General features: G+C 65.9%; 27 protein-coding genes, 4 tRNA genes and 1 pseudogene. 23 read left to right on the forward strand and 9 right to left on the reverse strand.

What is annotated here, in order from left to right; translation table 11 throughout:
- The 13 genes and pseudogenes from G3N64_RS30475 to acpS form a co-directional block, all read left to right on the forward strand.
- Positions 1-291, forward strand: a pseudogene (locus tag G3N64_RS30475) (hypothetical protein); the annotation flags it as partial.
- A gap of 91 nt (positions 292-382) precedes the next feature.
- On the forward strand, positions 383-982 hold the full coding sequence (gene rpoE, locus G3N64_RS30480) for an RNA polymerase sigma factor RpoE (RefSeq protein WP_006490873.1): 600 nt from the start codon (positions 383-385) through the stop codon (positions 980-982).
- An 86-nt stretch (positions 983-1,068) separates the two neighbouring features.
- Positions 1,069-1,686 (forward strand): sigma-E factor negative regulatory protein, encoded by a 618-nt coding sequence (locus tag G3N64_RS30485; protein WP_205787488.1) that lies wholly within the window; start codon positions 1,069-1,071, stop codon positions 1,684-1,686.
- Positions 1,687-1,691: 5 nt separating this feature from the next.
- Complete coding sequence (locus tag G3N64_RS30490) at positions 1,692-2,744, forward strand: MucB/RseB C-terminal domain-containing protein (RefSeq protein WP_205787491.1); 1,053 nt, start codon at positions 1,692-1,694, stop codon at positions 2,742-2,744.
- Between the two features lie 16 nt (positions 2,745-2,760).
- A complete protein-coding gene (locus tag G3N64_RS30495; RefSeq protein ID WP_205787494.1) occupies positions 2,761-4,260 on the forward strand; it encodes a DegQ family serine endoprotease in 1,500 nt (499 codons plus the stop codon).
- 7 nt (positions 4,261-4,267) lie between these two features.
- The gene (locus tag G3N64_RS30500) at positions 4,268-4,510 is read left to right on the forward strand and encodes a glutaredoxin family protein (RefSeq protein ID WP_205787496.1); all 243 of its coding nucleotides are present in this window, start codon (positions 4,268-4,270) and stop codon (positions 4,508-4,510) included.
- Between the two features lie 191 nt (positions 4,511-4,701).
- Positions 4,702-6,495, forward strand: a complete 1,794-nt coding sequence (lepA, locus tag G3N64_RS30505; RefSeq protein WP_044844766.1) for a translation elongation factor 4 — start codon at positions 4,702-4,704, stop codon at positions 6,493-6,495.
- A gap of 16 nt (positions 6,496-6,511) precedes the next feature.
- On the forward strand, positions 6,512-7,405 hold the full coding sequence (gene lepB, locus G3N64_RS30510; RefSeq protein WP_085039815.1) for a signal peptidase I: 894 nt from the start codon (positions 6,512-6,514) through the stop codon (positions 7,403-7,405).
- Positions 7,406-7,558: 153 nt separating this feature from the next.
- The gene (rnc, locus tag G3N64_RS30515) at positions 7,559-8,785 is read left to right on the forward strand and encodes a ribonuclease III (RefSeq protein WP_205787497.1); all 1,227 of its coding nucleotides are present in this window, start codon (positions 7,559-7,561) and stop codon (positions 8,783-8,785) included.
- A gap of 60 nt (positions 8,786-8,845) precedes the next feature.
- Positions 8,846-9,745, forward strand: coding sequence for a GTPase Era (gene era, locus G3N64_RS30520; RefSeq protein ID WP_205787499.1), 900 nt, complete (start codon positions 8,846-8,848; stop codon positions 9,743-9,745).
- Positions 9,732-10,568 carry a DNA repair protein RecO gene (gene recO, locus G3N64_RS30525; RefSeq protein WP_205787500.1) on the forward strand — a complete coding sequence of 279 codons (837 nt, stop codon included), beginning with the start codon at positions 9,732-9,734 and terminating at the stop codon, positions 10,566-10,568. The genes era and recO overlap by 14 nt, the downstream gene beginning before the upstream one ends.
- Positions 10,565-11,341 (forward strand): pyridoxine 5'-phosphate synthase, encoded by a 777-nt coding sequence (pdxJ, locus tag G3N64_RS30530; protein ID WP_205787501.1) that lies wholly within the window; start codon positions 10,565-10,567, stop codon positions 11,339-11,341. Before recO ends, pdxJ begins: the two co-directional genes overlap by 4 nt.
- Before the next feature lie 72 nt (positions 11,342-11,413).
- Complete coding sequence (acpS, locus tag G3N64_RS30535; RefSeq protein WP_205787502.1) at positions 11,414-11,842, forward strand: holo-ACP synthase; 429 nt, start codon at positions 11,414-11,416, stop codon at positions 11,840-11,842.
- A gap of 33 nt (positions 11,843-11,875) precedes the next feature.
- On the opposite strand, the gene G3N64_RS30540 is transcribed toward acpS, so the two are convergent.
- On the reverse strand, positions 11,876-12,907 hold the full coding sequence (locus G3N64_RS30540) for an RNA-guided endonuclease TnpB family protein (RefSeq protein ID WP_205787503.1): 1,032 nt from the start codon (positions 12,905-12,907) through the stop codon (positions 11,876-11,878).
- 92 nt (positions 12,908-12,999) lie between these two features.
- Here G3N64_RS30540 and nagZ point away from each other — a divergent pair, with 92 nt between their 5' ends.
- Positions 13,000-14,028, forward strand: a complete 1,029-nt coding sequence (gene nagZ, locus G3N64_RS30545; protein WP_205787504.1) for a beta-N-acetylhexosaminidase — start codon at positions 13,000-13,002, stop codon at positions 14,026-14,028.
- 191 nt (positions 14,029-14,219) lie between these two features.
- Here the strand turns inward: nagZ and G3N64_RS30550 are convergent, their stop codons facing one another.
- The 3 genes from G3N64_RS30550 to earP all read right to left on the reverse strand — a co-directional run bounded on the left by G3N64_RS30550 (position 14,220) and on the right by earP (position 17,752).
- Positions 14,220-15,605 (reverse strand): sigma-54 dependent transcriptional regulator, encoded by a 1,386-nt coding sequence (locus G3N64_RS30550; protein WP_205787506.1) that lies wholly within the window; start codon positions 15,603-15,605, stop codon positions 14,220-14,222.
- Positions 15,606-15,874: 269 nt separating this feature from the next.
- Positions 15,875-16,432: an elongation factor P gene (gene efp, locus G3N64_RS30555; RefSeq protein ID WP_011351421.1), complete on the reverse strand. Its 558-nt coding sequence runs from the start codon at positions 16,430-16,432 to the stop codon at positions 15,875-15,877.
- Positions 16,433-16,558: 126 nt separating this feature from the next.
- Complete coding sequence (earP, locus tag G3N64_RS30560) at positions 16,559-17,752, reverse strand: elongation factor P maturation arginine rhamnosyltransferase EarP (RefSeq protein WP_205787507.1); 1,194 nt, start codon at positions 17,750-17,752, stop codon at positions 16,559-16,561.
- A gap of 76 nt (positions 17,753-17,828) precedes the next feature.
- Between earP and uvrC the strand changes: the two genes are divergently transcribed.
- The 6 genes from uvrC to G3N64_RS30590 all read left to right on the forward strand — a co-directional run bounded on the left by uvrC (position 17,829) and on the right by G3N64_RS30590 (position 21,234).
- Positions 17,829-19,898, forward strand: coding sequence for an excinuclease ABC subunit UvrC (uvrC, locus tag G3N64_RS30565; RefSeq protein WP_205787508.1), 2,070 nt, complete (start codon positions 17,829-17,831; stop codon positions 19,896-19,898).
- An 88-nt stretch (positions 19,899-19,986) separates the two neighbouring features.
- On the forward strand, positions 19,987-20,574 hold the full coding sequence (pgsA, locus tag G3N64_RS30570; protein WP_205787509.1) for a CDP-diacylglycerol--glycerol-3-phosphate 3-phosphatidyltransferase: 588 nt from the start codon (positions 19,987-19,989) through the stop codon (positions 20,572-20,574).
- 144 nt (positions 20,575-20,718) lie between these two features.
- Positions 20,719-20,794, forward strand: a tRNA-Gly gene (locus G3N64_RS30575).
- A gap of 53 nt (positions 20,795-20,847) precedes the next feature.
- Positions 20,848-20,923: transfer RNA gene (locus G3N64_RS30580), tRNA-Gly, on the forward strand.
- 61 nt (positions 20,924-20,984) lie between these two features.
- Positions 20,985-21,060 (forward strand) — tRNA-Gly (locus G3N64_RS30585).
- A gap of 100 nt (positions 21,061-21,160) precedes the next feature.
- Positions 21,161-21,234, forward strand: a tRNA-Cys gene (locus tag G3N64_RS30590).
- 96 nt (positions 21,235-21,330) lie between these two features.
- Here the strand turns inward: G3N64_RS30590 and G3N64_RS30595 are convergent.
- Together G3N64_RS30595 and G3N64_RS30600 are read right to left on the reverse strand one after the other, a co-directional pair.
- Positions 21,331-21,879 carry a GNAT family N-acetyltransferase gene (locus G3N64_RS30595; RefSeq protein ID WP_205787510.1) on the reverse strand — a complete coding sequence of 183 codons (549 nt, stop codon included), beginning with the start codon at positions 21,877-21,879 and terminating at the stop codon, positions 21,331-21,333.
- A 58-nt stretch (positions 21,880-21,937) separates the two neighbouring features.
- On the reverse strand, positions 21,938-22,561 hold the full coding sequence (locus tag G3N64_RS30600; RefSeq protein ID WP_205787511.1) for a helix-turn-helix domain-containing protein: 624 nt from the start codon (positions 22,559-22,561) through the stop codon (positions 21,938-21,940).
- A gap of 148 nt (positions 22,562-22,709) precedes the next feature.
- Here G3N64_RS30600 and G3N64_RS30605 point away from each other — a divergent pair, with 148 nt between their 5' ends.
- Complete coding sequence (locus G3N64_RS30605; RefSeq protein WP_205787516.1) at positions 22,710-22,937, forward strand: ParD-like family protein; 228 nt, start codon at positions 22,710-22,712, stop codon at positions 22,935-22,937.
- Positions 22,937-23,743 carry a type I methionyl aminopeptidase gene (gene map / locus G3N64_RS30610; RefSeq protein ID WP_085040373.1) on the forward strand — a complete coding sequence of 269 codons (807 nt, stop codon included), beginning with the start codon at positions 22,937-22,939 and terminating at the stop codon, positions 23,741-23,743. Before G3N64_RS30605 ends, map begins: the two co-directional genes overlap by 1 nt.
- A gap of 153 nt (positions 23,744-23,896) precedes the next feature.
- Here the strand turns inward: map and G3N64_RS30615 are convergent, their stop codons facing one another.
- Both G3N64_RS30615 and G3N64_RS30620 read right to left on the reverse strand, forming a co-directional pair.
- On the reverse strand, positions 23,897-24,400 hold the full coding sequence (locus G3N64_RS30615; RefSeq protein WP_205787512.1) for a GAF domain-containing protein: 504 nt from the start codon (positions 24,398-24,400) through the stop codon (positions 23,897-23,899).
- 102 nt (positions 24,401-24,502) lie between these two features.
- Positions 24,503-25,420, reverse strand: coding sequence for a LysR family transcriptional regulator (locus G3N64_RS30620; RefSeq protein ID WP_069247501.1), 918 nt, complete (start codon positions 25,418-25,420; stop codon positions 24,503-24,505).
- A 109-nt stretch (positions 25,421-25,529) separates the two neighbouring features.
- Between G3N64_RS30620 and G3N64_RS30625 the strand changes: the two genes are divergently transcribed.
- Positions 25,530-26,402 (forward strand): pirin family protein, encoded by an 873-nt coding sequence (locus G3N64_RS30625; protein ID WP_205787513.1) that lies wholly within the window; start codon positions 25,530-25,532, stop codon positions 26,400-26,402.
- Positions 26,403-26,453: 51 nt separating this feature from the next.
- On the opposite strand, the gene G3N64_RS30630 is transcribed toward G3N64_RS30625, so the two are convergent.
- Positions 26,454-26,546 (reverse strand): IS3 family transposase (locus G3N64_RS30630; protein WP_143281221.1); only part of this gene is annotated, 93 nt, incomplete at its 5' end.

Genomic DNA, 26,546 nt, shown 5'->3' on the forward strand with positions numbered 1-26,546 from the left:
TCTTTCCCTACCCCACCCTCTTCCGATCTGGCCTGTGCCCGCCGGCTGCCGGCCGAGCTGCGGATCGACGCGTTCGGGGAAATCGCGGCGTTCGGCCGCACCGGGCGCCTGCTGGCCCGCGGCCGCGTGACGGGGCATGCGCACTGGAGCAGCCTGCTGCTGGTGCTGTCGGTCGGGCAGGGTGCCCGGCGGGCCCGGCCGCTGCTGATTCCGGCCGATGCGCTCGACGCCGCATCGTTCAGCGCGCTTTCCGTGCTGGCGAGAACGGCAGGCGCGGCGGGGCGGGCATGACAGCGGCACGGTTACGGACCGTAACCAGCGGCCGGCGCGGGAACGCTACAATAACGCTCCGCGTTGCATCCCTAGTTAACGGATTTGTCAGGTGAGTGAAAAAGAAATCGATCAGGCTCTGGTCGAGCGCGTACAGAAGGGCGACAAGGCAGCGTTCGAACTCCTGGTCTCCAAATACCACCGCAAGATCATTCGGCTGATCTCGCGCCTCGTGCGGGATCCCGCCGAGGTCGAGGATGTGGCCCAGGACGCGTTCATCAAGGCGTATCGTGCGCTGCCGCAATTCCGCGGCGAATCGGCGTTCTATACGTGGTTGTACCGAATTGCCGTCAACACGGCGAAGAACTACCTTGCGACGCAAGGCCGCCGGGCGCCGACCTCGACCGAGGCCGATGCAGAGGAAGCGGAAACTTTCTCCGACGCAGACCAACTAAGGGATATCAACACGCCTGAGTCGATGTTGATGAGCAAGCAGATTGCCGAGACGGTCAACGCTGCAATGGCTCTGCTGCCCGAAGAACTGCGCCAGGCAATTACGCTGCGCGAGATCGAGGGCCTGAGCTACGAAGAGATCGCGGAAATGATGGGCTGTCCGATCGGGACGGTTCGGTCGCGAATCTTCCGCGCACGCGAGGCAATCGCTGCCAAATTGCGTCCGCTGCTCGATACGCCCGAAGGCAAGCGCTGGTAAGCGCGACAGGCGGAGCGACGCGGGTCGGGGTCTAGTTACGGATAGAGTCGTGAAGTCACGACGGGGTGTGCAAGATGGGGAGCATCATGGGGTCGGTCAATACGCAGTCGCAAGCGTGCTCGCGCGGCGAGCGCCTTTCCGCGCTGGTCGACGGCGAAATGTTCGATGGCCCGGACAACGGGCAGTTTCTGGCTGAGCTCGACCGCGCGGATCGCGCCGTGTGGGCCCATTACCACCTGATCGGCGATGCGCTGCGCTCGGACGAGCTCGCGCTGTCGCCCGCGCTGAGCGTCGCGTTCACCGCGCGCATGTCGGCTGCGCTCGAAAGCGAGCCGCACCTGCTCGCGCCGGCGGCCGCGCCCGTCGCGCGCAAGCTGCTGTCGCTGCGCCGGCGCGTCGTGCCCGCGTTCGCGGTGGCCGCCGCGGCGGCCACGCTGACGTGGATCGTCGTCCCGCAAATGCAGACGGCCGGTGCCCCGGGCGCCGTCCAGGTCGCGTCGGCCGGGGCGCCGCGAGGCGGCAACCTGCAGCGCGTGACGGTTGCGCAGGCATCGGCCCAGCCGGGGCTGCAGGACGTCAACATCATTCGCGACGCCAGCCTCGACCAATACCTTGAAGCGCATCAGCAATTCGCGCAGCAGCCCGTCGTGACGGGTTCGATGCCGCTGATTCGCGCTGCCGTGACCACCACGCCAGGCCAATAAACCCGATGCGGACATTGCAGTTGAATCACGCCATCTCCGGATGGAAGCGGCTGCCGGCCCTCCTGCTTTGCGCAGCCGCCCTGTTGTCCGTTCAATCCCTTCCTGCCCGCGCCCAGCAACCGGACGATCCCGTCGCGACCCGCAAGGGTGCCGCCGACTGGCTCGACCGTGTCCAGCAGGCGGCGCAGCAGCAGAGCTACGAAGGCACGTTCGTCTACCAGCGCGGCGGGTATGTGCAGTCGTCGCGCATCGCGCATGTCGCGTCGCGCGACGGCGAGTTCGAGCGCATCGAGACGCTCGACGGCAAGCCGCGCAAGCTGCTGCGGCATAACGACGAGCTGTACACGTTCGTGCCCGAGCGCAAGCTGTGCGTGGTCGAGCGCCGTCAGACGCGCGACTCGTTCCCCGCGCTGCTCGGCGCGAGCGGCGAGCACGTGATGTCCGTCTACGACGCGAAGTCGCTCGGCAAGGATCGCGTGGCGGGGATCGACGCGCAGGTGGTCGAGCTCGTGCCGAAGGATGCGTACCGCTTCACGTACAAGCTGTGGGCCGACGCGCGCACGGGGCTGCTGCTGCGTTCGCAGACGCTCGATGCGAACGATCACGTGCTCGAGCAGATCGCGTTCTCGCAATTGCAGACGGGCGGCGCGAACGGCGACAAGGCCGCGATCGCGGCCGGCATGCGCAACCTGAACGGCTGGACGGTCGTGCGCCCGCCGGTCGCGACAGTCGACATGGAAGCGCAGGGCTGGCAGCTCGCGCCGAGCGTCGCCGGTTTCCAGAAGATTCGTGAAGTGCGTCGGCCGATGGCCGCGCGCGACGCGGGCGAGCCGCCGATCCCGGTCGATCAGGCCGTCTTCACCGACGGTCTCGCGACGATCTCGGTTTTCATCGAGCCGGCCGAAAAGAATACGCGCAAGGAAGGCGCGGGCAGCACCGGTGCAACGAACGTTCTCGTGAAGCGCCGCGGCGACTACTGGATCACCGTGCTCGGCGAAGTGCCGCCGGCTACGTTGCAGCAGTTCGCGTCTGCCATAGAATACAAGGCTTCCAAGTAACGCTACGGCTTCCGACATGATGAAACTCACGCTGCGCAAATGGCTCGCGGCGGCGGCGCTGTCTGCCTGCCTGCCGCTCGTGCCGCATACCGCGTTCGCGGTGACGGCTCCCGCTGCCAGCCTGCCCGACTTCGCCGATCTGGTCGAAAAGGTTGGGCCGGCCGTCGTGAACATCCGGACCACCGCCAACGTGCCGACGAGCAGCGGCCCGCGCGGAATGCTCCCGCCGGGCTTCGACAACGGCGACATGTCGGAATTCTTCCGGCGCTTCTTCGGCATTCCGCTGCCGCAGGCGCCTGGCAACGGGAGCGGCAATGGCGGCAACCCGAAGAACGCGCCGGCGCCGGACAATCCGCCCGACACCGAACAGAATCGCGGCGTCGGCTCGGGCTTCATCGTGTCGGCCGACGGTTACGTGATGACCAACGCGCACGTCGTCGACGATGCGGACACCATCTACGTGACGCTGACCGACAAGCGCGAATTCAAGGCGAAGCTGATCGGCGTCGACGATCGCACGGACGTCGCGGTCGTCAAGATCCAGGCGTCGAACCTGCCGGTCGTCGCGATCGGCGATTCGAACAAGGTGCGCGTCGGCGAGTGGGTCGTCGCGATCGGTTCGCCGTTCGGCCTCGACAACACGGTGACGGCCGGCATTGTCAGCTCGAAGAGCCGCAATACGGGCGACTACCTGCCGTTCATCCAGACCGACGTCGCCGTGAACCCGGGCAACTCGGGCGGCCCGCTGATCAACATGCAGGGCGAGGTGATTGGCATCAACTCGCAGATCTACAGCCGTACCGGCGGCTTCATGGGCATCTCGTTCGCGATTCCGATCGACGAGGCAATGCGCGTGGCCGACCAGCTGAAGGCGACGGGCAAGGTCACGCGCGGCCGGATCGCGGTGGCGATCGGCGAGGTGACGAAGGACGTGGCCGATTCGATCGGGCTGCCGAAGGCCGAGGGTGCGCTCGTCAGCAGCGTCGAGCCGGGCGGCCCGGCCGACAAGGCGGGCATCCAGCCGGGCGACATCATCCTGAAGTTCAATGGCCGTCCGGTCGATGCGGCGTCGGACCTACCGCGCATGGTCGGCGATACCAAGCCCGGCACGAAGGCGACGGTCAGCGTATGGCGCAAGGGTCAGGCACGTGATCTGCCGATCACGATCGCGGAAACGCCCGCCGAAACGACGGCGAAGGCCGAGCAGCGCAAGAACGCGCCGCAGAAGCCGCGCCAGACCAATTCGCTCGGTCTGACGGTCAGCGACCTGACGGCGGAGCAGATGAAGACGCTGAAGCTGAAGAACGGCGTGCAGATCGACGGCGTCGACGGCCCGGCCGCCCGTGCGGGCCTGCAGCGCGGCGACATCGTGCTGCGTGTCGGCGACACCGACATCACGAACGCGAAGCAGTTCGCCGAAGTGACCGCGCAGCTCGATCCGCAGAAGGCGGTCGCGGTGCTCGTGCGGCGCGGCGACAACACGCAGTTCGTGCCCGTGCGGCCGCGCCAGAAGTAGCGCGTCGATGTTCACGCTCTACGGCCGCGGCTGGTGCCATCTGTGCGACGACATGCGCGACGCACTGGCGCCGGTGGCGGCCGAATTCGGTGTCGCGGTCGATTACATCGACATCGATACCGATGCGGCACTCGTCGCCCGCTACGACGAGGACGTGCCCGTGCTGCTGCTGGACGGGGTGGAAGTATGCCGCCACCGGTTCGACGGCACGCGGGTGCGCGACGCGCTGGCTGCTCGGCGCCGAGCCTGACCTGCCGCCGGCGGGTGTCTTTTCGCACGGGGCTTGCCCCGCCGGGCACCCCCGGCGGACCACCGCGCGGCCCGGCGTCGGAAATACCGCCCGGCGAAGGCCTTTTCGGCTAAAATAAGCCGTTTTTTCACCGACTTACAAGGCGTGCTCCGCGGTCGTCGAGCGCGCCTTTTTCGCTTGATCGGCACTGAATGGATCATATTCGCAATTTCTCGATCATCGCGCACATCGACCATGGCAAGTCGACGCTCGCGGATCGCATCATCCAGGTATGCGGTGGCCTCGCCGACCGTGAAATGGAAGCGCAGGTGCTCGACTCGATGGATATCGAGCGCGAGCGCGGCATCACGATCAAGGCGCAGACAGCCGCGCTGTCCTATCGCGCGCGCGACGGCAAGGTCTACAACCTGAACCTGATCGACACGCCGGGGCACGTCGACTTCTCGTACGAAGTCAGCCGTTCGCTGTCCGCGTGCGAAGGCGCGCTGCTGGTCGTCGATGCGAGCCAGGGCGTCGAGGCGCAGACGGTCGCGAACTGCTACACGGCAATCGAGCTCGGCGTCGAGGTCGTGCCGGTGCTGAACAAGATCGACCTGCCGGCCGCGAACCCCGAGAACGCGATCGAGGAGATCGAGGACGTGATCGGCATCGACGCGACCGACGCGACGCGCTGCAGCGCGAAGACGGGCCTCGGCGTCGAGGACGTGCTCGAAGCGCTGATCGCGAAGGTGCCGCCGCCGAAGGGCGACCCGGCCGCGCCGCTGCAGGCGCTGATCATCGACTCGTGGTTCGACAACTACGTCGGCGTCGTGATGCTCGTGCGGATCGTCAACGGCACGCTGCGTCCGAAGGACAAGATCAAGATGATGGCGACCGGCGCGCAGTATCCGGTCGAGCACGTCGGCGTGTTCACGCCGAAGTCGCGCAATCTCGATTCGCTGTCGGCAGGGCAGGTCGGCTTCATCATCGCCGGCATCAAGGAACTGACGGCCGCGAAGGTCGGCGATACCGTCACGCACGCGACCAAGGCCGCCGCCGAGCCGCTGCCGGGCTTCAAGGAAGTGAAGCCGCAGGTGTTCGCGGGGCTGTATCCGGTCGAGGCGAACCAGTACGACGCGCTGCGCGAATCGCTCGAGAAGCTGAAGCTGAACGACGCGTCGCTGCAGTACGAGCCGGAAGTGTCGCAGGCCCTCGGGTTCGGTTTCCGCTGCGGCTTTCTCGGGCTGCTGCACATGGAAATCGTGCAGGAGCGGCTCGAGCGCGAGTTCGACATGGACCTCATCACGACCGCACCGACGGTCGTCTACGAGGTCGTGCAGAGCGACGGCTCGACGATCATGGTCGAGAACCCGGCGAAGATGCCGGAGCCGGGCCGCATCGCCGAAGTCCGCGAGCCGATCGTCACCGTGAACCTGTACATGCCGCAGGATTACGTGGGCTCGGTGATCACGCTGTGCGAGCAGAAGCGCGGCTCGCAGATCAACATGCAGTATCACGGCCGCCAGGTGCAGCTCACGTACGAGATCCCGATGGCCGAGATCGTGCTCGACTTCTTCGATCGCCTGAAGTCGGTGTCGCGCGGCTATGCGTCGATGGACTACGAGTTCAAGGAATACCGTTCGTCGGACGTCGTGAAGGTCGACATGCTGATCAACGGCGACAAGGTCGATGCGCTGTCGATCATCGTGCACCGTTCGCAGTCGCAATACCGCGGCCGCGAAGTTGCCGCGAAGATGCGCGAGATCATTCCGCGCCAGATGTACGACGTGGCGATCCAGGCTGCGATCGGTGCGCACATCGTTGCGCGCGAGAACATCAAGGCGCTGCGCAAGAACGTGCTCGCGAAGTGCTACGGCGGCGACATCACGCGGAAGAAGAAGCTGCTCGAGAAGCAGAAGGAAGGCAAGAAACGGATGAAGCAGGTGGGTTCGGTCGAGATCCCGCAGGAAGCGTTCCTTGCAATCTTGCGCGTCGAAGACAAATAACAGGACTGATCCTTTTATGAATTTTGCGCTGATTCTTTTTGTGCTCGTCATCTTGACGGGCGTAGCGTGGGTGCTGGACAAACTGGTGTTCCTGCCGCAGCGACGCAAGGCGGCCGACTCGGCGATCGAAGAGTTCGATCGCCAGCAGTCGCGCATCGACAAGCGTTTCGCGGATGAAAACGCGGTGCAGACGCGTTCGAAGCTGCGCGACGAGAAGCTGCGCCAGCCGTGGTGGCTCGAGTACACGGCGAGCTTCTTCCCGGTGATCCTGGCGGTGTTCGTCGTGCGTTCGTTCGTCGTCGAGCCGTTCAAGATTCCGTCGGGCTCGATGGTGCCGACGCTGCTCGTCGGCGACTTCATCCTCGTCAACAAGTTCGAATACGGGCTGCGCCTGCCGGTCACGAACACGAAGATCACGCAGGGCAGCCCGCTGTCGCGCGGCGACGTCGTCGTGTTCCGCTATCCGAAGGACGAGTCGGTCGACTACATCAAGCGCGTGATCGGCCTGCCGGGCGATACCGTTGCGTACCAGGACAAGCAGCTCACGATCAACGGCCAGCCGGTGCCCGAAACGCCGCTGCCCGATTTCTTCGACGATGAGCGCCAGAATTACGCGAAGCAGTTCGAGGAAACGATCGGCAACAAGAAGAACGCGATCCTCAACAACCCGGCCGTGCCGCCGTTCGTGATGGGCGCATACGACTATCCGTATCGCGACAACTGCACGTACAACAGCCGCGGCGTGATCTGCAAGGTGCCGCCCGGTCACTACTTCATGATGGGCGACAACCGCGACAACAGCGCGGACAGCCGCTACTGGGGGTTCGTGCCGGACCAGAACATCGTCGGCCGCGCGTTCTTCATCTGGATGAACTTCAGCGACCTGAAGCGCATCGGTTCCTTCAACTGATCGCATTCGACTCACTCGCAATACGCGACGCACGGGCCGCGTCGCGTATTGCCGCACTACTTTAAGAACCGGCGGTAACACCGCCTCGTCACGCCTTTTCGCGTCCGGCCGTGCCGTTTCGGCCCGACCGGCGCCCGCGTTATACTCCTGCACATGCCCCTATCCCAGTTGGAAAGCCGGTTGCGCTACGAATTTCGCAATGCGGAATTGTTGCGCCAGGCTTTGACCCATCGTAGTCACAGTGCCACGCACAACGAACGGCTCGAGTTTCTCGGCGATTCCGTTCTGAATTGCGCGGTGGCTGCCCTTTTGTTCCAGCGTTTCAGCAAGCTGGACGAAGGCGATCTGTCGCGCGTCCGCGCCAACCTCGTCAAACAGCAGTCGCTGTACGAAATTGCTCAGGCCCTGAATATCTCGGACGGGCTGCGGCTTGGCGAGGGCGAGTTGCGCAGCGGCGGGTTCCGCCGCCCGTCGATCCTCGCGGACGCGTTCGAAGCCATCATCGGGGCCGTGTTCCTCGATGGCGGCTTCGAAGCCGCCCAAGGGGTCATCAAGCGCCTCTATATCCCGATTCTCGACCATATCGATCCGCGCACGCTCGGCAAGGACGCGAAGACGCTGCTGCAGGAATACCTGCAGGGGCACAAGATCGCGCTGCCGACTTACACGGTGGTCGCGACGCATGGTGCGGCGCACAACCAGCAATTCGAAGTCGAATGCACGGTGCCGAAGCTCGACGTGAAGGTGTCGGGCTCCGGTGCGAGCCGGCGCGCGGCCGAGCAGGCCGCCGCGAAGAAGGCGCTCGATGAGGTGATGGCGGCCGCACCGATGCTGGCTACCAAACCGAAGCGCTCGAAAAACGCGCGCGGGTCGAAGCATGTCGAACCCGAAATCGTGCCGGGCGTGAAGGGCGTGCAGGAAGCGCTCGACCTGCGCTCGCCGGAGCGGAAGGAACGCGCGGCGGCGCGCGAGGCGAGGGCGGCCGGTGCGGCGCCCGCAGCCGCCGCTGCGACCGGTACCGAGCCGGCTGTGGCCCCGATGGCCGCGATTCGCGCGGCGCATGTCGACGCGGCTGCGGAGAAGGGCGAACGGGCGGCGAAGCCGGTGGCCGACAAGCCGGCCGAGCGACCCGACAAGGTTGCTGAAAAGCCCGCTGAGAAGCCCGCGGAAGCCGTGCCCGCTGCACGCGCAGCCGACAAGCCGGCCGGCCAGGCAGCCGATCCGGCATCCGCGTCCGCCGACAAGTCTTCCGCCGGTACCGACCCCGCTTCGCGTGGGGCTGCGCGCGCACGCGACGCCGCGGCGCCGGACTCCGAGACGCCGACGGGCGGCGCGAGCCTTGCCGCCGCGCAGGCGCGCGTGGCCGATGCCGACCACTGAATTGCCCATCGATCGTGCCGCGCGCCGCGCGGCCGTTTCCGAACCTGTCTCCCAAACGATATGAACACTCCCGCTCCTACCGGTTTCCGTTGCGGCATGATCGCGATCGTGGGCCGCCCGAACGTCGGCAAGTCGACGTTGATGAATGCACTCGTCGGCCAGAAGATCAGCATCACGTCGCGCAAGGCGCAGACGACCCGCCACCGCATCACCGGCATCAACACGTTCGACGACGCGCAATTCGTGTTCGTCGACACGCCGGGCTTCCAGGCCCGCCACAGCACCGCGCTGAACCGTTCGCTGAACCGCGCGGTCACGTCGACGCTCACGTCGGTCGACGTGATCCTGTTCGTGATCGAGGCCGGCCGCTTCGGGCCCGACGACCAGAAGGTGCTCGACCTGATCCCGCCCGGCATGCCGACGCTGCTGATCGCAAACAAGATCGACCGCGTGACCGACAAGGCGACGCTGTTCCCGTTCATGCAGCAGATGAGCACGCTGCGCGAATTCACCGAGCTCGTGCCGCTGTCGGCGCAGCGCCCGGAAGACATCAAGCGCTTGCTGGATACGATCAAGCCATACCTGCCGGAAGGCGGGCCGATCTATGGCGAGGACGAACTGACCGACCGCAGCTCGCGCTTCCTCGCGGCTGAAATCCTGCGCGAGAAGGTGTTCCGCTGGACCGGCGACGAACTGCCGTACACGAGCACCGTGCTGATCGACAAGTTCGAGGAGGAAGGGCGCCTGAAGCGCATCTTCGCGACGATCCTCGTCGAGCGCGATTCGCACAAGGCGATGGTGATCGGCAAGAAGGGCGAGAAGCTCAAGCAGATCAGCACCGAAGCGCGGATGGACATGGAGAAGCTGTTCGACGGCCCCGTGTACCTCGAGACCTTCGTGAAGGTGAAGAGCGGCTGGGCCGACAACGAGGCGGGGCTGCGCGCCTATGGGTACGAATGACGCGCTGACGTCGACCGAAGACGCGGTGACGGCCGGCGCGAACGACGCGCCGCTGCCGGCACCGCCCGAACCGCCGCGCAAGGCGCGGCGCGCGACGTCTCGCACGTCCGATTTCCGCGTCGCCGAGCAGCCGGCGTTCGTGCTGCACAGTTACCCGTATCGGGAAACGAGCCTGATCGTCGACGTGCTGACGCGCGATCATGGCCGGCTCGCGCTCGTCGCGAAGGGCGCGAAGCGCCCGCACTCCGCGCTGCGCGGCGTACTGCAGACCTTCCAGCCGCTGCTGCTGTCCTGGTCGGGCAAATCCGAGGTGCGCACGCTGACGGGCGCCGAGTGGGTCGGCGGGATGCTGCCGCTCGGCGGTGACGGGCTGCTGTGCGGCTTCTACGCGAACGAGCTGCTCGTGAAATTCTGCGCACGCGAGGATCCCCAGCCGCCGCTCTTCAATCATTACGTGCTGACCCTCACGCGCCTCGCGCACGGCGAGCCCGCGGTGCAGGTGCTGCGCTCGTTCGAGCGTGTGCTGCTGCGCGAGACCGGCTACGCGATGGCGCTGAACCGCACGGTCGCGCGCCGCACGGTCGAGCCTGACCGCCGTTACGTGTTCGATCCCGAGCGCGGCGTGCGCAATGCGGACGACGACGTACCGTCGCACTGGCCGATCATTTCCGGACAGACGTTGCTCGATATGGAACAGGACGATTACCATCGAGCCCAGACGGTTGCGCAAAGCAAGACGCTGATGCGCTTCCTGCTGAACACCTATCTCGGCGGTACGCCGCTTGCCACGCGTCAGATCCTGATCGACCTGCAAAACCTATGAGCTTCTTCCTGACAACGCCCACCGCCATCGACCTCGGCGTGAACATCGACCACGTCGCGACGCTGCGCAATGCACGCGGCACGACCTATCCCGATCCGATCCGCGCGGCGCTCGCCGCCGAAGAAGCCGGTGCGGATGCGATCACGCTGCACCTGCGCGAGGATCGCCGCCACATCGTCGATGCAGATGTGCACAAGCTGCGCCCGTTGCTGAAGACGCGCATGAACCTCGAATGCGCGGTGACGGCCGAGATGCTCGATATCGCATGCGAAGTGCGCCCGCACGACGCGTGCCTCGTGCCCGAGAAGCGCGAGGAACTGACGACCGAAGGCGGTCTCGATGTCGCCGGCCATTTCGAGGCCGTGCGTGCGGCATGCAAGCAGCTTGCCGACGTGGGCGTGCGCGTGTCGCTGTTCATCGACCCGGACGACACGCAGATCCGTGCCGCGCACGAAGCGGGCGCGCCGGTGATCGAGCTGCATACGGGCCGTTATGCCGAAGCGCACGACGAAGCCGAACAGCAGCGCGAATACGAGCGCATCGTCGCAGGCGTACAGGCCGGCGCGCAGCTCGGCCTGAAGGTCAATGCCGGTCACGGGCTGCACTACACGAACGTGCAGCAGATCGCCGCGATCGACGGCATCGTCGAGCTGAACATCGGCCACGCGATCGTCGCGCACGCGATTTTCGCGGGCTGGGACAATGCGGTGCGCGAAATGAAGGCGATCATGGTCGCCGCACGCGTTGCCGCGCTGCACGGCGGCGCGCGCTGAAGATGAAGTGCCGCTGCGCGTCGCGCGTCATGCCTGACCCGGCCCTGCCGGGCCGCACCGGCGCGTACTGACATGGCGATCTACGGCATCGGTACCGACATCGCCCAGGTGAGCCGCATCGCGGCCGTGCTCGAACGCACGGGCGGCCGGTTTGCCGAGAAAGTGCTGGGCCCCGACGAGCTGCGCGTGTTCCATGCGCGCCGCGCCCGTTCCGAGGCACGCGGCATCGCGTTCCTCGCGACGCGCTTTTCTGCGAAGGAAGCGTTCTCGAAGGCGATCGGGCTCGGCATGCACTGGCCGATGACGTGGCGTGCGCTGCAGACCCTCAACCACCCGAGCGGCGAGCCGTACGTGATTGCATCGGGCGAGCTGGCCGAATGGCTTGCTGCCCATGGCATCACGGCGCGCGTGACGGTCAGCGACGAGCGCGACTATGCGGTCTCGTTCGTGATCGCCGAGACGGACGCCGCACCTGCACCTGTTTCCCGAACCTCCTCCTGACGGAACTCCCGATTCGTTGACGTCCTCACCCGCCTAAAGGCAGGTGATTCCCACACCTGGCGATGCACGTCCGCATCGGAGAATGTTCAGCGCAGCGTTGGTATCTCGATCATGCAAGACACCGCAGTCACTGCAGGCCCACTCTCTTACTCGCAGCCCCGCGATACCTTTCGGCCGCGTCGTGCTGTCTTTCGACCCGCACGCCGGACAGGACTGGGTAGAACCGCTTTCGTCGACTTCCTCGAACGTGGCCCCGCGCGCCATCGCCTTGTAACGGAGCTTGTTTCGGACGGACGACCAGGATGCGTCGAACACGCTCTTCGCCATCCTAGTTCGGGCGAGTTTGGCGGCCGACACGTTGCCGACCGCGATGTAATCGAAGCGTCGCACCAGATCGAGCGCGAGCTTGTGCTGGAAATCGGTGCGGGCGTTCGCCACCTTGGCGTGCAGCTTCGCGATATGCCGCTTGTGCTTGCTCGCTCGTTGAGCTTTCGCCAACTTCTCGGCCGCGCGCCGGCCGAACCGATCGTTAGGCAGCTTCTCGCCGGTCGAAAGTGTGGCGGAGTCTTTCAGGCCGAGATCGATGCCGACACCGGAACGGATCGGCCGGGCCTGAGCATCCGGAATCTCGATCACGATGTTCAGGAACCAGTTGCCGCGCGTGTCTTGCGCAAAGCTGGTTCCGTCCTTGATCTTGCCTTCGGGAAGCGCGCGGCTGTTGAACACGCGAAAGGCATCACCCCCGCGCTTCAGGTCGCGCCCCTTCGGCGGCACCCAACCAAGCGATTTCCTGCCGCGATAGCGCAGGTAAGGCCGGCGGTGCTGGCTACGCGCTTTCGCGTACTGCTCGCACGTTGCGTTAACAGTTCCGGAATGAATGCCCAGTTCCTTGCTGCTGCCGGTCGTGAGTACGTTCAGATCGAATCCCGACGGCCACTTCTTGCGCCACTTGAGCGCATGCTTCTGCGAGTCGTTGCAGAAGTTCCAGATGTAGTTCACCGCGCGGCTCTGCTTGTTCAGCAGTCCGTTGAGCGATTTCACCCGGTAGCGGTAGACGAGAATCATACCGGTGATCCTAATCCGTGGAAGAAGCTGCCTGTCAACGGCACTCCTTTCCTTCCCGCTATGAGTTGCGGGGTTTCTCCGAGTAAATCCTTATGAAAACGACTCCCGGCCCGGTCATGCTCGACGTCGTCGGCACGGCCCTGTCGCGCGACGATGCGCGGCGCCTCGCGCATCCGAATACCGGCGGCGTGATCCTGTTCGCGCGGCACTTCCAGAACCGCGCGCAACTGACCGCGTTGACCGATTCGATCCGCGCAGTGCGCGAAGACATCCTGATCGCCGTCGATCACGAAGGCGGGCGCGTGCAGCGTTTCCGCACCGATGGCTTCACCGTGTTGCCCGCGATGCGGCGCCTCGGCGAGCTGTGGGATCGCGACGTGCTGCTCGCGACGAAGGTCGCCACGGCCGTCGGCTACATCCTGGCCGCCGAACTGCGTGCATGCGGGATCGACATGAGCTTCACGCCCGTGCTCGACCTCGACTACGGGCACTCGAAGGTGATCGGCGATCGCGCGTTCCATTGCGATCCGCGCGTCGTCACGCTGCTCGCGAAGAGCCTGAACCACGGGCTGTCGCTCGCCGGGATGGCGAACTGCGGCAAGCATTTTCCGGGGCACGGCTTCGCGGAAGCCGACTCGCACGTCGCGCTGCCGACCGACGGCCGCACGCTCGACGCGATCCTCAAGCAGGACGTCGCGCCGTACGACTGGCTCGGCTTGTCGTTGTCCGCGGTGATTCCCGCGCACGTGATCTACACGCAGGTCGACAAGCGGCCGGCCGGTTTCTCGCGCGTGTGGCTGCAGGACATCCTGCGCGGGCGGCTCGGCTTCACGGGCGCGATCTTCAGCGACGACCTGTCGATGGAAGCCGCGCGCGAAGGCGGCACGCTCACGCAGGCGGCCGATGCCGCGCTCGCGGCCGGTTGCGACATGGTGCTCGTCTGCAACCAGCCGGACGCGGCCGAGGTCGTGCTGAACGGGCTGAAAGCGCGGGCCACGGACGAGTCGGTGCGGCGCATCAAGCGGATGCGCGCACGCGGCAAGGCGCTCAAGTGGGACAAGCTGATCTCGCAGCCCGAGTATCGGCAGGCGCAGGCGCTGTTGAGCAGCGCACTGGCCTGAGCGGGGAGGGGATGGCGCGATGTGCGCCATTCCGGTCGCTGAAACAAAAAGCCGCGCTGTTGCGCGGCTTTTTCATGGGTTGCTGCAGGCGCGAACCGTACAGCAGCTTCAGGAGCAAGCAGGTCGCCGAAGCGGGCGTCAATGCAACTAACAGTCAGGCCCTGCCAGTACCTGCAAGCATCGCTGCCCGCTCAGTTCACCTTCATCCGCTGCAGCTTGTTGTACAGCGTCTTCGGGCTGATGCCGAGCAGCGTTGCCGCACGGTGGCGCGTGCCGCCGACTGCGTCGAGCGTCGCGCGGATCAGCAGATCCTCGACGTCGGACAGCGGCGTGCCGACCTTGATCTGCACACTGCTGCCGTTCAGCGCGGCGCCGGCCGAGAAGCTCGGCTCGCCTGCGCGCAGCGTCTCGATGAAATCGCCCGATGCGTCGTACGCGAAGCGCACGCGCTCCTGCAGTTCGCGCACGTTGCCCGGCCATTCGTAGGACAGGCATTCGCGCACGAAGCCTGGCGCCGCGCGCTTGTCGGTCGTGCTGCGGCCGGTGGCGCGCGCGTCGCGGTTCAGTTCGTCGATCAGCGCATCCGCGATCGCGAGCGCATCGCCGTCGCGCTCGCGCAGCGGCGGCATTGTGATCGACGCCGCATCGAGGCGCAGCCACAGATCCTCGCGCAGCGTGCCGTTCGCGACCGCTTCGCGCGCCGGGCGGCGCGTGGTCGCGATCAGCCGGAAATCGCTCGTGATCGAGCTCGTGCCACCGATCCGCATGAAATTCTGCGAATCGAGTGCATGCAGCAGCGCTTCCTGCAGCACGAGCGGCAGCGCGGTGATTTCGTCGAGGAACAGCGTGCCGCCGCCGGCCTGTTCGAACAGGCCCGATTCGCGGCGCTCGGCGCCGTCGAACGCGCCGCGCTCGTGGCCGAACAGCACGCTGTCGAGCGATGCGCCGTACCGGCTGGCCTGCGCGATCGTCCGGCAGTCGAACGATACGAACGGCCCCTTGCGGCGCCGGCTCAGGTCGTGCAGCGTGCGCGCGGCCAGTTTCTTGCCGGTACCGGCTTCGCCCGAGAACAGGACAGCCGTTTCGGTGCGCGCGTTGTGCTCGATCATGTCGTACACGTGCTGCATCGCGTCGCTGCGGCCGACCAGCGCGCCGAAGCGGCCGAGATGGCGCAGCGATGCACGCAACGACTGCACTTCGTCGATCAGTTCGTAGGGGCGCGGGATCCGCGCGAGCAGGCTGCGCAGGCGCGGAATGTTGATCGGCTTCAGCAGGTAGTCCCAGATACCGTGACGCAGGCCCTCGATGGCGCTCTCGACCGTCGCATTGCCCGTCAGCACGATGACGGGCAGCGAGCCGTTCGGCTGTTGCTGCGGCAGGTGCTGGAGCAGGTCGAACCCGCTGCCGTCCGGCAGGTTCAGGTCGACGAGAACGACGTCGGGAATCGAGCGGCCGAGCGCCGTGCGCGCTTCGGCGAGCGACGTGGCCGTGTCGACCGAGAAGCCGTCCGCGGCGAGCAGCGCGGTGAGGCCGGACAGACTGTTGGGATCGTCTTCGACGATCAGGGCGTGTGGCATGGTGGACGCGAGTCGAGTCAAGAGAGGCGGGCTGTCGGCCATCGGAGCCGCAGCCGCATGTCAGATTAAAAACTGATTTTATGCCCCGCTGAACGCGTAACGCGCATTATTTCTCCGGCGCTATAAAACAGTTACCGATGATACAAATTGAATATCTTTACCGGTGGATTTTGTGCTTTATATGAGACTGGCCCGATTTCGCTTGTTGGCGCCAGACAAACAAAAAGCGCCCCGAAGGGCGCTTTGTTCGATGCGGGTATCGCTGGCGATTACGCGCGGCTGCGGTATTCGTTCGTACGCGTATCGATTTCGATCTTGTCGCCGGTGTTGCAGAACAGCGGCACTTGCAGTTCGAAGCCCGTTGCGAGCTTGGCGTTCTTCAGCACCTTGCCCGACGACGTGTCGCCCTTGACTGCCGGCTCCGTGTAGGTGATCTCGCGAACGAGGACCGTCGGCAGTTCGACCGAGATCGCCTTCTCGTTGTAGAACACGACTTCGCACGCCATGCCGTCTTCGAGGTAGTTCAGCGCTTCGCCCATCATTTCCGCTTCGACTTCGAACTGGTTGTAGTCGGCGTCCATGAACACGTACATCGGGTCGGCGAAGTACGAGTACGTCACTTCCTTGCGGTCGAGCACGACGACGTCGAACTTGTCGTCAGCCTTGTAGACCGCTTCCTGGCCTGCGTTCGTCAGCAGGTTCTTCATCTTCATCTTGACGACGGCGGAGTTCCGGCCCGACTTGTTGTATTCAGCCTTGGCGATGACCCATGCGTCGCTGCCGATCTGCACGACGTTGCCTACGCGGAGTTCCTGTGCGGTTTTCATAAAAACTGTCCTGATCAAATCAAATAAATAGGTGCCTGAGCGTTGCGCAACGGGTGAGGCGCCAAGCGTGCTTTTCCGGTGGACGCCAAAAGCGAGCGCTTGCCTGGTCAGCCGTCGGATAACCGCTTATTTTAACTGAGATTTTGCGTATTCCGCCAGCTTTCCGGCGAGATCGCCGACGGCCGCGAGCGCATCGGCCCAGCGGGCCGCGTTGGCGTCCAGTGCGGCGCGGTGCTGCCAGAAATCGGCCCAGTCGGGCGTGCCGGCGCCGTTCCATGCGTGCCAGAACCGCTCGAGCGCCGCGCGCGGCGCGTCGGCGAGGCCGGCCGACAGGTGCGCGAGCGCGGCGTCGAGCTTCGGCAGGTGCACGTCGTCGGCCTGCGGGTAGATGTGCCACACGAACGGCTTGCGTGCCCACTGCGCCCGGACGAACGAATCCTCGCCGCGCACGAAATTGAGGTCGGCCACCCACAGCAACGGATCGTAGTCAGCCTGGGGAACGAACGCGAGCCCGTGTGCAGTCAGGTTGCCGCTGCGCGCATGCGTGCCCGCGCCGAACGACTCGACTCCGAAAAAACGCGCGACGGCAGGCGACACGCGGCCGGCCGGCACGAGCGCGACGACCGGCGACGGGCCGTCGCGCCACTGCACGAGCAGTGCGTCGACGGCCGGATTTTCGTACGCGAACAGGCTGACGACCGTCGTGCCGGGGGCCGGCGGCGGGCCGCCGATCGCGCGCCGCCACCATGCGTCGCGCGCCGCCGCGTCGGTTTCGAAGGCCGTGCGACGCGCATCGAGGTCGTGCTCCTTCAGCACGCCGCCGGTGCCGGCCGACAGGCCGGGGAAGAAAAACGTCTTCAGCAGCGGGTAGCGCGGATGCGGCGACGGCCGCAGATGGAAATCGGCAACCCAGTCCTCGGCGCTCAGGTATTCGAGGTTGATCCACACGGGGCGCCGCGCGCGGCGCGCCATCGCCGCGAGATACGCGCCGGGCAGCTCGCACGCGAACGCTTCGATCACGACATCGGCGATCTCCAGCGCGTCGCCGACTTCCGCGTGCCAGTGCTCGACCACGATCGTATCGACCGTCTGCCGCCCCGCGTCGGGATCGACCCCGGGCAGCAGGCGCGCGAACGTGCGCAGGTCGTCGACGAACAGGCGAACCTGCCAGCCGTGCTCGTGCGCGAGCTGGCGCGCGACGCGCCAGCAGACGCCGATGTCGCCGAAATTGTCGACCACCGTACAGAAGAGGTCGCAGGCGATCGGTTCGCCCGGCGCGAGCGGCGCGGCGGGCAGGGGGGCAGCGGTGGTGCGTGGCATCGAAGCGGGCCGGTGAATGCTCTAAACTGGCGATTCTAATAGACCCGTTCCGCGTTACAAGGCGCCCGGATCACGCATGACATCCCCTGAAGCTTCCGATACCCCGTTCGAACCGAAGAAGATCCTTGCGCAGTTGCCGCACATGCCGGGCGTCTATCGCTATTACGACACGGCGGGCGCCGTGCTGTATGTCGGCAAGGCACGCGACCTGAAGAAGCGCGTATCGAGCTATTTCACGAAGACGCAGCTGTCGCCGCGCATCGCGATGATGGTCACGCGCATCGCGCGCATCGAGACGACCGTCACGCGTTCGGAGGCCGAGGCGCTGCTGCTCGAGAACAACCTGATCAAGGCGCTCGCGCCGCGCTACAACATCCTGTTTCGCGACGACAAGTCGTATCCGTACCTGAAGCTCACCGCGCACCGATTTCCGCGGATGGCCTACTACCGCGGCTCGGTCGACAAGCAGAACCAGTATTTCGGGCCGTTCCCGAGCGCCTGGGCCGTGCGCGAGAGCATCCAGATCCTGCAGCGCGTGTTCCAGTTGCGCACCTGCGAGGATTCGGTCTTCAACAACCGCACGCGGCCGTGCCTGCTGCACCAGATCGGGCGCTGCACGGCGCCGTGCGTCGGCGCGATCTCCGACGAGGATTACGCGATCGACGTGTCGAACGCCGCGCGTTTCCTGCTCGGCCGGCAGTCCGAAGTGATGAAGGAGCTCGAGCAGAAGATGCACGCGTTCGCGGCCGAGCTGAAATTCGAGCAGGCGGCGGCCGTGCGCAACCAGATGAGCTCGCTCGCGACGGTGCTGCACCAGCAGGCGATCGAGGTCGGCAGCGATAGCGACGTCGACATCCTGGCCGTCGTCGCACAAGGCGGGCGCGTGTGCGTGAACCTCGCGATGGTGCGTGGCGGCCGGCATCTCGGCGACAAGGCGTATTTCCCGACGCACGTCGAAAGCGCGCTGACGCTCGCCGAGGGCGGCCTCGGCGACGAGTCCGAGCTGCCGGAGGCGGCCAATACAACCGATGCAACCGATGCAGCCGATGCAGCCGATGCGGCCGCCGACGCATTGCCCGACCTGCCTGCGGAAGAAGCCGGCCGCACGCGCGGCGACGCGGTGGCGTCGGTCGAGGCCGAGGTGCTCGACGCGTTCATCGCGCAGCACTATCTCGGCCATCGCGTGCCGCCCGTGCTCGTCGTGAGCCATGCACCCGCGAGCCGCGACCTGCTCGAGCTGTTGTCCGAGCAGGCCGGCCACAAGGTGTCGCTGGTGCGGCAGCCGCAGGGGCAGCGGCGCGCGTGGCTGTCGATGGCAGAACAGAATGCGCAGATCGCGCTCATGCGGCTGCTGTCCGAGCAAGGCTCGCAGCAGGCGCGCACGCGTGCGCTCGCGGACACGCTCAGCTACGAATGCGACGATCTCGCGACGCTGCGGATCGAATGCTTCGACATCAGTCATACGATGGGCGAGGCGACGCAGGCGTCGTGCGTGGTCTACCACCATCACAAGATGCAGTCGGGCGAATACCGCCGCTACAACATCACCGGGATCACGCCGGGCGACGACTACGCGGCGATGCGGCAGGTGCTCACGCGCCGCTACGAGAAGATGGTCGAGCAGGCCGCGCAGGCGGCTGCCGCCGACGATGCGGCCGGCATCGACGGCGAGTCGACACGCCAGGCCGAGGCGTCGAGCCTGCTGCCGAACATCGTGCTGATCGACGGCGGCAAGGGTCAGGTCGAAATCGCGCGCCAGGTGTTCACCGAGCTCGGTCTCGACACGTCGATGCTGGTCGGCGTCGCGAAAGGCGAGGGGCGCAAGGTCGGCCTCGAGACGCTCGTGTTCGCGGACGGCCGCACGCCGCTCGAACTCGGCAAGGAAAGCGCCGCGCTGATGCTCGTCGCGCAGATCCGCGACGAAGCGCACCGCTTCGCGATCACCGGCATGCGCGCCAAGCGGGCGAAGGCGCGCCAGACGTCGCGGCTCGAGGAACTCGAGGGCGTCGGCGCGAAGCGCCGGCAGCGGCTGCTCGCGCGGTTCGGCGGGTTGCGCGGCGTCGTTGCCGCGAGTGTCGAGGAACTGGCGAGCGTCGAGGGCATCTCGCACGCGCTCGCCGAGCAGATCTACAAGCAGCTTCACTGACGGCCGTGCGACCGGCTGCCTTGCCAGCGTTCTTGTGGCAGGCCGGTCGACACGGCACAATTGCGAATCCTTTACTGTCCCGCATGCCATGCCGTTCAATTTCCCGATTTTCCTGACATGGGTACGGATCGTGCTGATTCCGCTCGTCGTCGGCGTGTTCTATCTGCCGGACACGGTGATGGGCGGCACGCACCGCAATCTCGCGGCGGCGGCGATCTTCATACTCGCGGCGCTGACCGACTGGTTCGACGGCTATCTCGCCCGCAAGTGGAACCAGACGTCGTCGTTCGGCGCATTTCTCGATCCGGTGGCGGACAAGCTGATGGTGACGGCCGCGCTGCTGATCCTCGTGCAGATTTCGCGGGTCGACGCGGCGATCGCACTCGTGATCGTCGGCCGCGAGATCGCGATTTCGGCGCTGCGCGAGTGGATGGCGCAGATCGGCGCGTCGAAGAGCGTCGCGGTGAACCAGCTCGGCAAGTTCAAGACCGCATGCCAGATGGTCGCGATTCCGATGCTGCTGTTCTACGGGCCGCTGCCGCTCGGCGTCGTGACGATCGACACGCGCGTGTGGGGCGAGTGGCTGATGTACCTCGCGGCGGTGCTGACGATCTGGTCGATGCTGTACTACATGAAGCTCGCCTGGCCGCAGATTCGCGAGCGCGGCGGCGCGTGATGCGCGTCACGCGTCCGGTCGAGCAGGTTTTTGGAAAAAGGGCTGGAAAAGCCCTTGACACACGAATGTGCCTTAGACATAATCTCGCTTCTCCGCTGCACGACGAAGTAAGTGTGTGACGGGGAGGCAGTAGCGCAGCAATACGCGGGAGTAGCTCAGTTGGTAGAGCGCAACCTTGCCAAGGTTGAGGTCGCGAGTTCGAGACTCGTCTCCCGCTCCAGATTTTTTCTGGCAGCGTGTGGTACGGCGAAGCGCTGCAGATGCAGGACACATGCGGGAGTAGCTCAGTTGGTAGAGCGCAACCTTGCCAAGGTTGAGGTCGCGAGTTCGAGACTCGTCTCCCGCTCCAGATTTTTCTGGCAGCGTGTGGTACGGCGAAGCGCTGCAGGTGCAGGACAATGCAGGACAATGCGGGAGTAGCTCAGTTGGTAGAGCGCAACCTTGCCAAGGTTGAGGTCGCGAGTTCGAGACTCGTCTCCCGCTCCAAGTAATGGGGAAGCCACGCTTCCCTTTTTATTTGATGGACTTCCGGTCCTCGAATAAAAAATCTGTCGCTTGCTTCACGGCATCCAGACAGTCCGCTTTTGGCGCGATAGCAAAGCGGTTATGCAGCGGCCTGCAAAGCCGTTTAGGCCGGTTCGACTCCGGCTCGCGCCTCCAAGTAGAACGAGATAAAGCCCCGCTTCGGCGGGGCTTTTCTTTTTTCTGCGTCGCTTGTGGCCGTCGTGCATGGTGCATGCGACGGCCTCCGGGCGATCAACCATCCACCGGCTGCGCCGGCGTTTCGAGCGTCAACTGATAGAACGCCGCGTCGAGCCACCGGCCGAACTTGAATCCCGCCTGCGTGATCGTGCCCGAGTGCACGAATCCGAGCTTCGTATGCAGTGCGATGCTTCCCGCATTGGTCGCATCGATGCAGCCGACCACCACATGCACCTGCGCTTCGCGCGCGCGCCGGACCACTTCGCGCAGCAGCACCTCGCCGAGCCCGCGGCCGCGCTGGTCGCGATGCACGTACACGCTGTGTTCGACCGTGTACTTGTAGGCGGGAAACGCGCGGAACGTGCCCCAGCTTGCGAAGCCCAGCAGCGTGCCCGATGCGTCGACCGCGCCGATGACCGGGAAGCCGCCCGCGCGCTTCGCTGCGAACCACGCGACCATCGCTTCCGGCAGACGCGGCTTGTAGTCGTACAGCGCGGTCGAGCTCGCGATCGCGTCGTTCAGGATCTCGAGGATGGCCGGCGCATGCTCGGCCTCGCTGCAATCGATCAGGCGCACGTCGTCGCGCTGTTTCGGGGAATTCATACGGGCTCCTGTGGGCAGTAAGTAGGTCGTGCGCACGGCTGCTGCGACGACGCGTTCATCAGAGGTTCCGCACGCCGGCGGCGGCAGACGCATCGCAGATCGCGACGACGTAGCGTGCGGCATGCGACGACGGATTGCTGAAAATCAGCGGCTGGTCGAGCCGCATGGCCAGGCAGTCACCTGCGTGAAGTTCGTGAAGCGCATCGCCGAGCGTGACGTCGACGCGGCCGCTGATGATCCACACCTGCTGATGCAGCGCGCTTTCACGTCCGCCGCTGTCATACGCGACGCGCGCACCCGGCGGGAAATCCACTTCGACGAGCTGGATCGGCGACGGCCAGCCCACCGGGGAGAGGTTGCGGCGCACGTAACCGGACGCCGGATCTCGCCATTCGGCCTGCTGCGCGCGGCGCGCCAGCGGCTGCGCGGGCGTGTCGTCCTGGTCGCCGCCGAACAGCCCGGCCAGCGACACGCCGAGCCCGGCCGCCAGCTTGTCGAGCACGACGGCCGTCGGGCTGGCCGATGCGCGTTCGATGAGCGAGATCATCGAACGGCTGACGCCGGAGCGCGCAGCCAGCGCATCGAGCGTGTAGCCTCGCACGGTGCGCAGGTCGCGTACGCGCCGGGCGATGCATTCGTTGATGCCGGTGTCGTCGGCAATGGCGGTGACCGATTCTTTCATGGTGGATTTATTTTCCAATAAACTGGAATTCGATGTCAACGCCATTGATGGCGGCCAACCAGCGGCTCGACGGAATCCGAATGGCTTGCCCGGCAGTCGCGTGCGGCGTAATATACGAATCGACTACGTTTCGTTTAATTGGGGATATATGGGTATCATCAAGATTTCCGAGCACATGCACGAGCGGCTGCGCTCGACCAGCACGGCGCTGAGCCGCTCGATCAACGCGCAGGCCGAACATTGGCTGCGCGTCGGGATGCTGGCGGAACTCAATCCGGCGCTGTCCTATGGCGACATCTGCCGGATGTTGATCGAGGCCGAAGCACGGGGCGGCGAGGCGGAACCGGTCGAGCACGGCATCGAGCAGGTGGCGTAATGGCGAAGCGCGAAATCCCGATCCGCGGCGCCGCAGAAATCGCCAAGTCGCGCGAAGCCGCAAAGCTTGCGTCGCAGGTGCTGACGATGATTACCGAGCACGTGAAGCCGGGCGTCTCCACCGACGACCTGGACGCGCGTTGCCGCGAATACATCGTCGACGTGCTCGGCGCGATCCCGGCGAACATCGGCTACCACGGTTATCCGAAGACGCTGTGCACGTCGGTCAACCACGTGGTGTGCCACGGCATTCCGACGTCGCGGCCGCTGCGCGACGGCGACATCGTGAACCTCGACATCGCGGTGATCAAGGACGGCTGGTTCGGCGATACGAGCCGCATGTATTTCGTCGGCGAACCGAACGAGCTTGCGCGGCGGCTCGTCGCGACGACCTACGAGGCGATGCACGCGGGCATCCGCGCGGTGCGTCCGGGCGCAACGCTCGGCGACGTCGGCTACGCGATCCAGCAGGTCGCGCATCGCGAAGGATTCAGCGTGGTTCGGGAGTACTGCGGGCACGGCATCGGCGATGTTTATCACGACGAGCCGCAGGTGCTTCACTACGGTCGCCCGGGTACTGGCGTGCCGCTCCGGCCGGGGATGATCTTCACGATCGAGCCGATGCTCAACGCGGGCAAGCGCGACACGCGCATGCTGGCGGACGGCTGGACGGTCGTCACGAAGGACCATTCGCTGTCGGCGCAATGGGAGCACATGGTCGTGGTGACCGAAACGGGCTTCGAGGTGCTGACCGAGGACGCGACGCCGCAAGCGTTCCCGGCGTTGTCCGGCACGCACGCCGCCTGACGCCCGCAGGGCACCGCGAAGGGCGGTGCGGCGGCACAGTGGAACGGGCCCCGTTGCGGGGCCCGTTTCGTTTTCGTTCGAGGTCGCGTTGCGCGATTCATGCGCGAACGCGGCGACCGGCTGCTCGGGGGATGAACGCGGCTTGGCCGCCGCTCAACCGCGCGCCTTCTGCCATGCGTGTTCGACGAACACGCGGCACAGCGCTTCCATTCCCTGGCGGTCTTCTTCGTCGAAGCGCGCGGCGACCGGGCTGTCGACATCCCACACGCCGATCAGCGTGCCGTCGCCGGCCACCAGCGGCACGACGATTTCCGATTCCGACGCCGCGTCGCACGCGATATGGCCGGGGAAGTCATGCACGTCGCGCACGACCTGCGTCTCACGCGTCTGCGCGGCCGTGCCGCACACGCCCTTGCCGAGCGCGATCCGCACGCAGGCGGGCTTGCCCTGGAACGGCCCGACCACGAGTTCCGTCCCGTCGAAGAAGTAGAAGCCGGCCCAGTTGAGACGGTCGAGCGAGTGGTAGACGAGTGCGGAGAAGTTGGCCGCGTTCGCGGTCAGGTCGCGTTCGGACTCGACGAGTGCGCGCGCCTGCTCGACGAGCATCGCGTATTGAGCGGCCTTGGAGGCGTTGGGGTCGTTGGACAGCGTGAACATGGCGGGAATGCGATCAGGGTTGTGGAATGCGCGATGCGCGTACCGCAGTCTACGGCACGCGCGCATGGTTTGCAGCGCCCGGTCACGCGTGAAGCGGCGTGCTCAATCGGGTTCGAGTTCGGCAAACCGCTCCGCCAGAAAATCGAGCAGCGCACGCACGGCGGGCAGCAGCCCCCGGCGCGATGCGAACACCGCGTGCACGATCTCGCGGCGCGGCGCCCAGTCGGGCAGCACGGTCACCAGCTCGCCGCGCGCGACTTCATCGCGCACCATCATCGTCGGCAACTGCACGATGCCGACGCCCGCGACGGCCGCCGCGCGCAGCGCGAGCATGCCGCCCGTCACGAAGCGCGGCTGGTGATGGATTTCCGCGTGAGCGCCGTCGGGCCCGCGCAGCCGCCACACGTGCGCGGACTGCGGAGCGCCGTGATCGAGGCTCGGCAGGCGCGCAAGATCGGCGGGAACGGCCGGTGCGCCATGCTCGCGCAGCAGCGCGGGGCTCGCGACGAGGCACTGGCCGCGCTCGGCCAGCACGCGCAGCGCGAGATCGCTGTCTTCGAGCGGTGGCGGGCGCACGCGGATCGCGACGTCGATCCCTTCGCCGACCACGTCGACGCGCCGGTTGGTCGCCTCCAGATGAATCTCGACGCGCGGGCACGCGACCATGAACGCGGCGATCATCGTGCCGACCAGCGAATCGAGCAGCACGATCGGGCAACTGACGCGCACGATGCCGCGTGGCTCCTCATGCAGCAGCGCGATCGCCTCGTCGGCCGCATCGGCCTCGACGAGCATCGCGCGGCAATGCGCGTAATAGGTCTGGCCGACGTCGGTAACCGTGAAGCGGCGCGTCGAGCGCTGGATCAGCCGCATCCCGAGCCGCGCCTCGAGCAGCGCGATGCGGCGGCTCAGCTTCGATTTCGGCATGTCCAGCGCACGTCCGGCCGGTGCGAAGCCGCCGTGTTCGACGACCTGCACGAAGTAATAGAGATCGTTCAGATCCCGCGCTTTATCGTTCATGAAATGGAACGCTGAGTGCGATTTTGGCAGTCTACCGGATCGATCGTTCCACCACTATATTTCTACCCAGGATGCGAAACACGTGTTTCGCCGCAATTCGGAGAAGGCAATGAAGAAGATCCAGGGTGTGTACAGTGCGCCGCGCGGCCATTGGGTCGGCGACGGTTTCCCGGTGCGTTCGATGTTCAGCTACCAGTCTCACGGCGCGCACCTGAGTCCGTTCCTGCTGCTCGACTACGCCGGCCCGACCACGTTCGAGCCGGGCTCGGCCTCGGCGCCACGCGGGGTCGGCCAGCATCCGCACCGCGGATTCGAGACGGTGACGATCGTCTATGACGGCGAGGTCGCGCACCGCGACTCGACCGGCGCGGGCGGCGTGATCGGCCCGGGCGACGTGCAGTGGATGACGGCCGCGAGCGGGATCCTGCATGAGGAATTCCATTCGGAAGGGTTCACGCAGCGTGGCGGCCCGCTCGAGATGGTGCAGCTGTGGGTGAACCTGCCCGCCGCGGACAAGATGGGCGCGCCCGGCTACCAGACGCTGCTGAACGCCGACATCCCCGTGGTCGAACTGCCGGACGGCGCGGGGCGCGCGCGGATCATCGCGGGTGAGTTCGATGGGCGGCGCGGTCCGGCCCGCACGCATACGCCGATCGACGTGTGGGACGTGCGGCTCGTGGCCGGCGGCCATGCTCGCTTTCCGGTCGCCGAAGGGCGCACGCTCGCGGTGGTCGTGCTGAGCGGTACCGTGCAGGTGAACGGCGAAACGGTCGCCCGCGAAGCGCAGTTCGTGCAGCTCGGCCGCGACGGCAGCGACGTCGAGATCGAAGCGAACGGCGACGCGAAGCTGCTGATCCTGAGCGGCGAACCGATCGACGAGCCCGTCGTCGGTTACGGGCCGTTCGTGATGAACTCGCAAGCGGAGATCCGCACCGCGATCGAGGACTTCAACAACGGCCGCTTCGGCCAGATGCCGGCATGACGGACAGGCCCCGCGCAATGAACTGACCCCACGAAGTTGGACGGTTAAAGGCTAGGCGCCCAAGGGCTGAGTCCTGTATTGCACGGGACTCAGCCCTTTCAACTTGAGCTTGATGCGTTCGTGGTTGTAGTAGTGGATGTAGCG

The sequence above is a fragment of the Burkholderia sp. Ac-20344 genome (genome assembly GCF_017104975.1).
GTDB lineage: Bacteria > Pseudomonadota > Gammaproteobacteria > Burkholderiales > Burkholderiaceae > Burkholderia.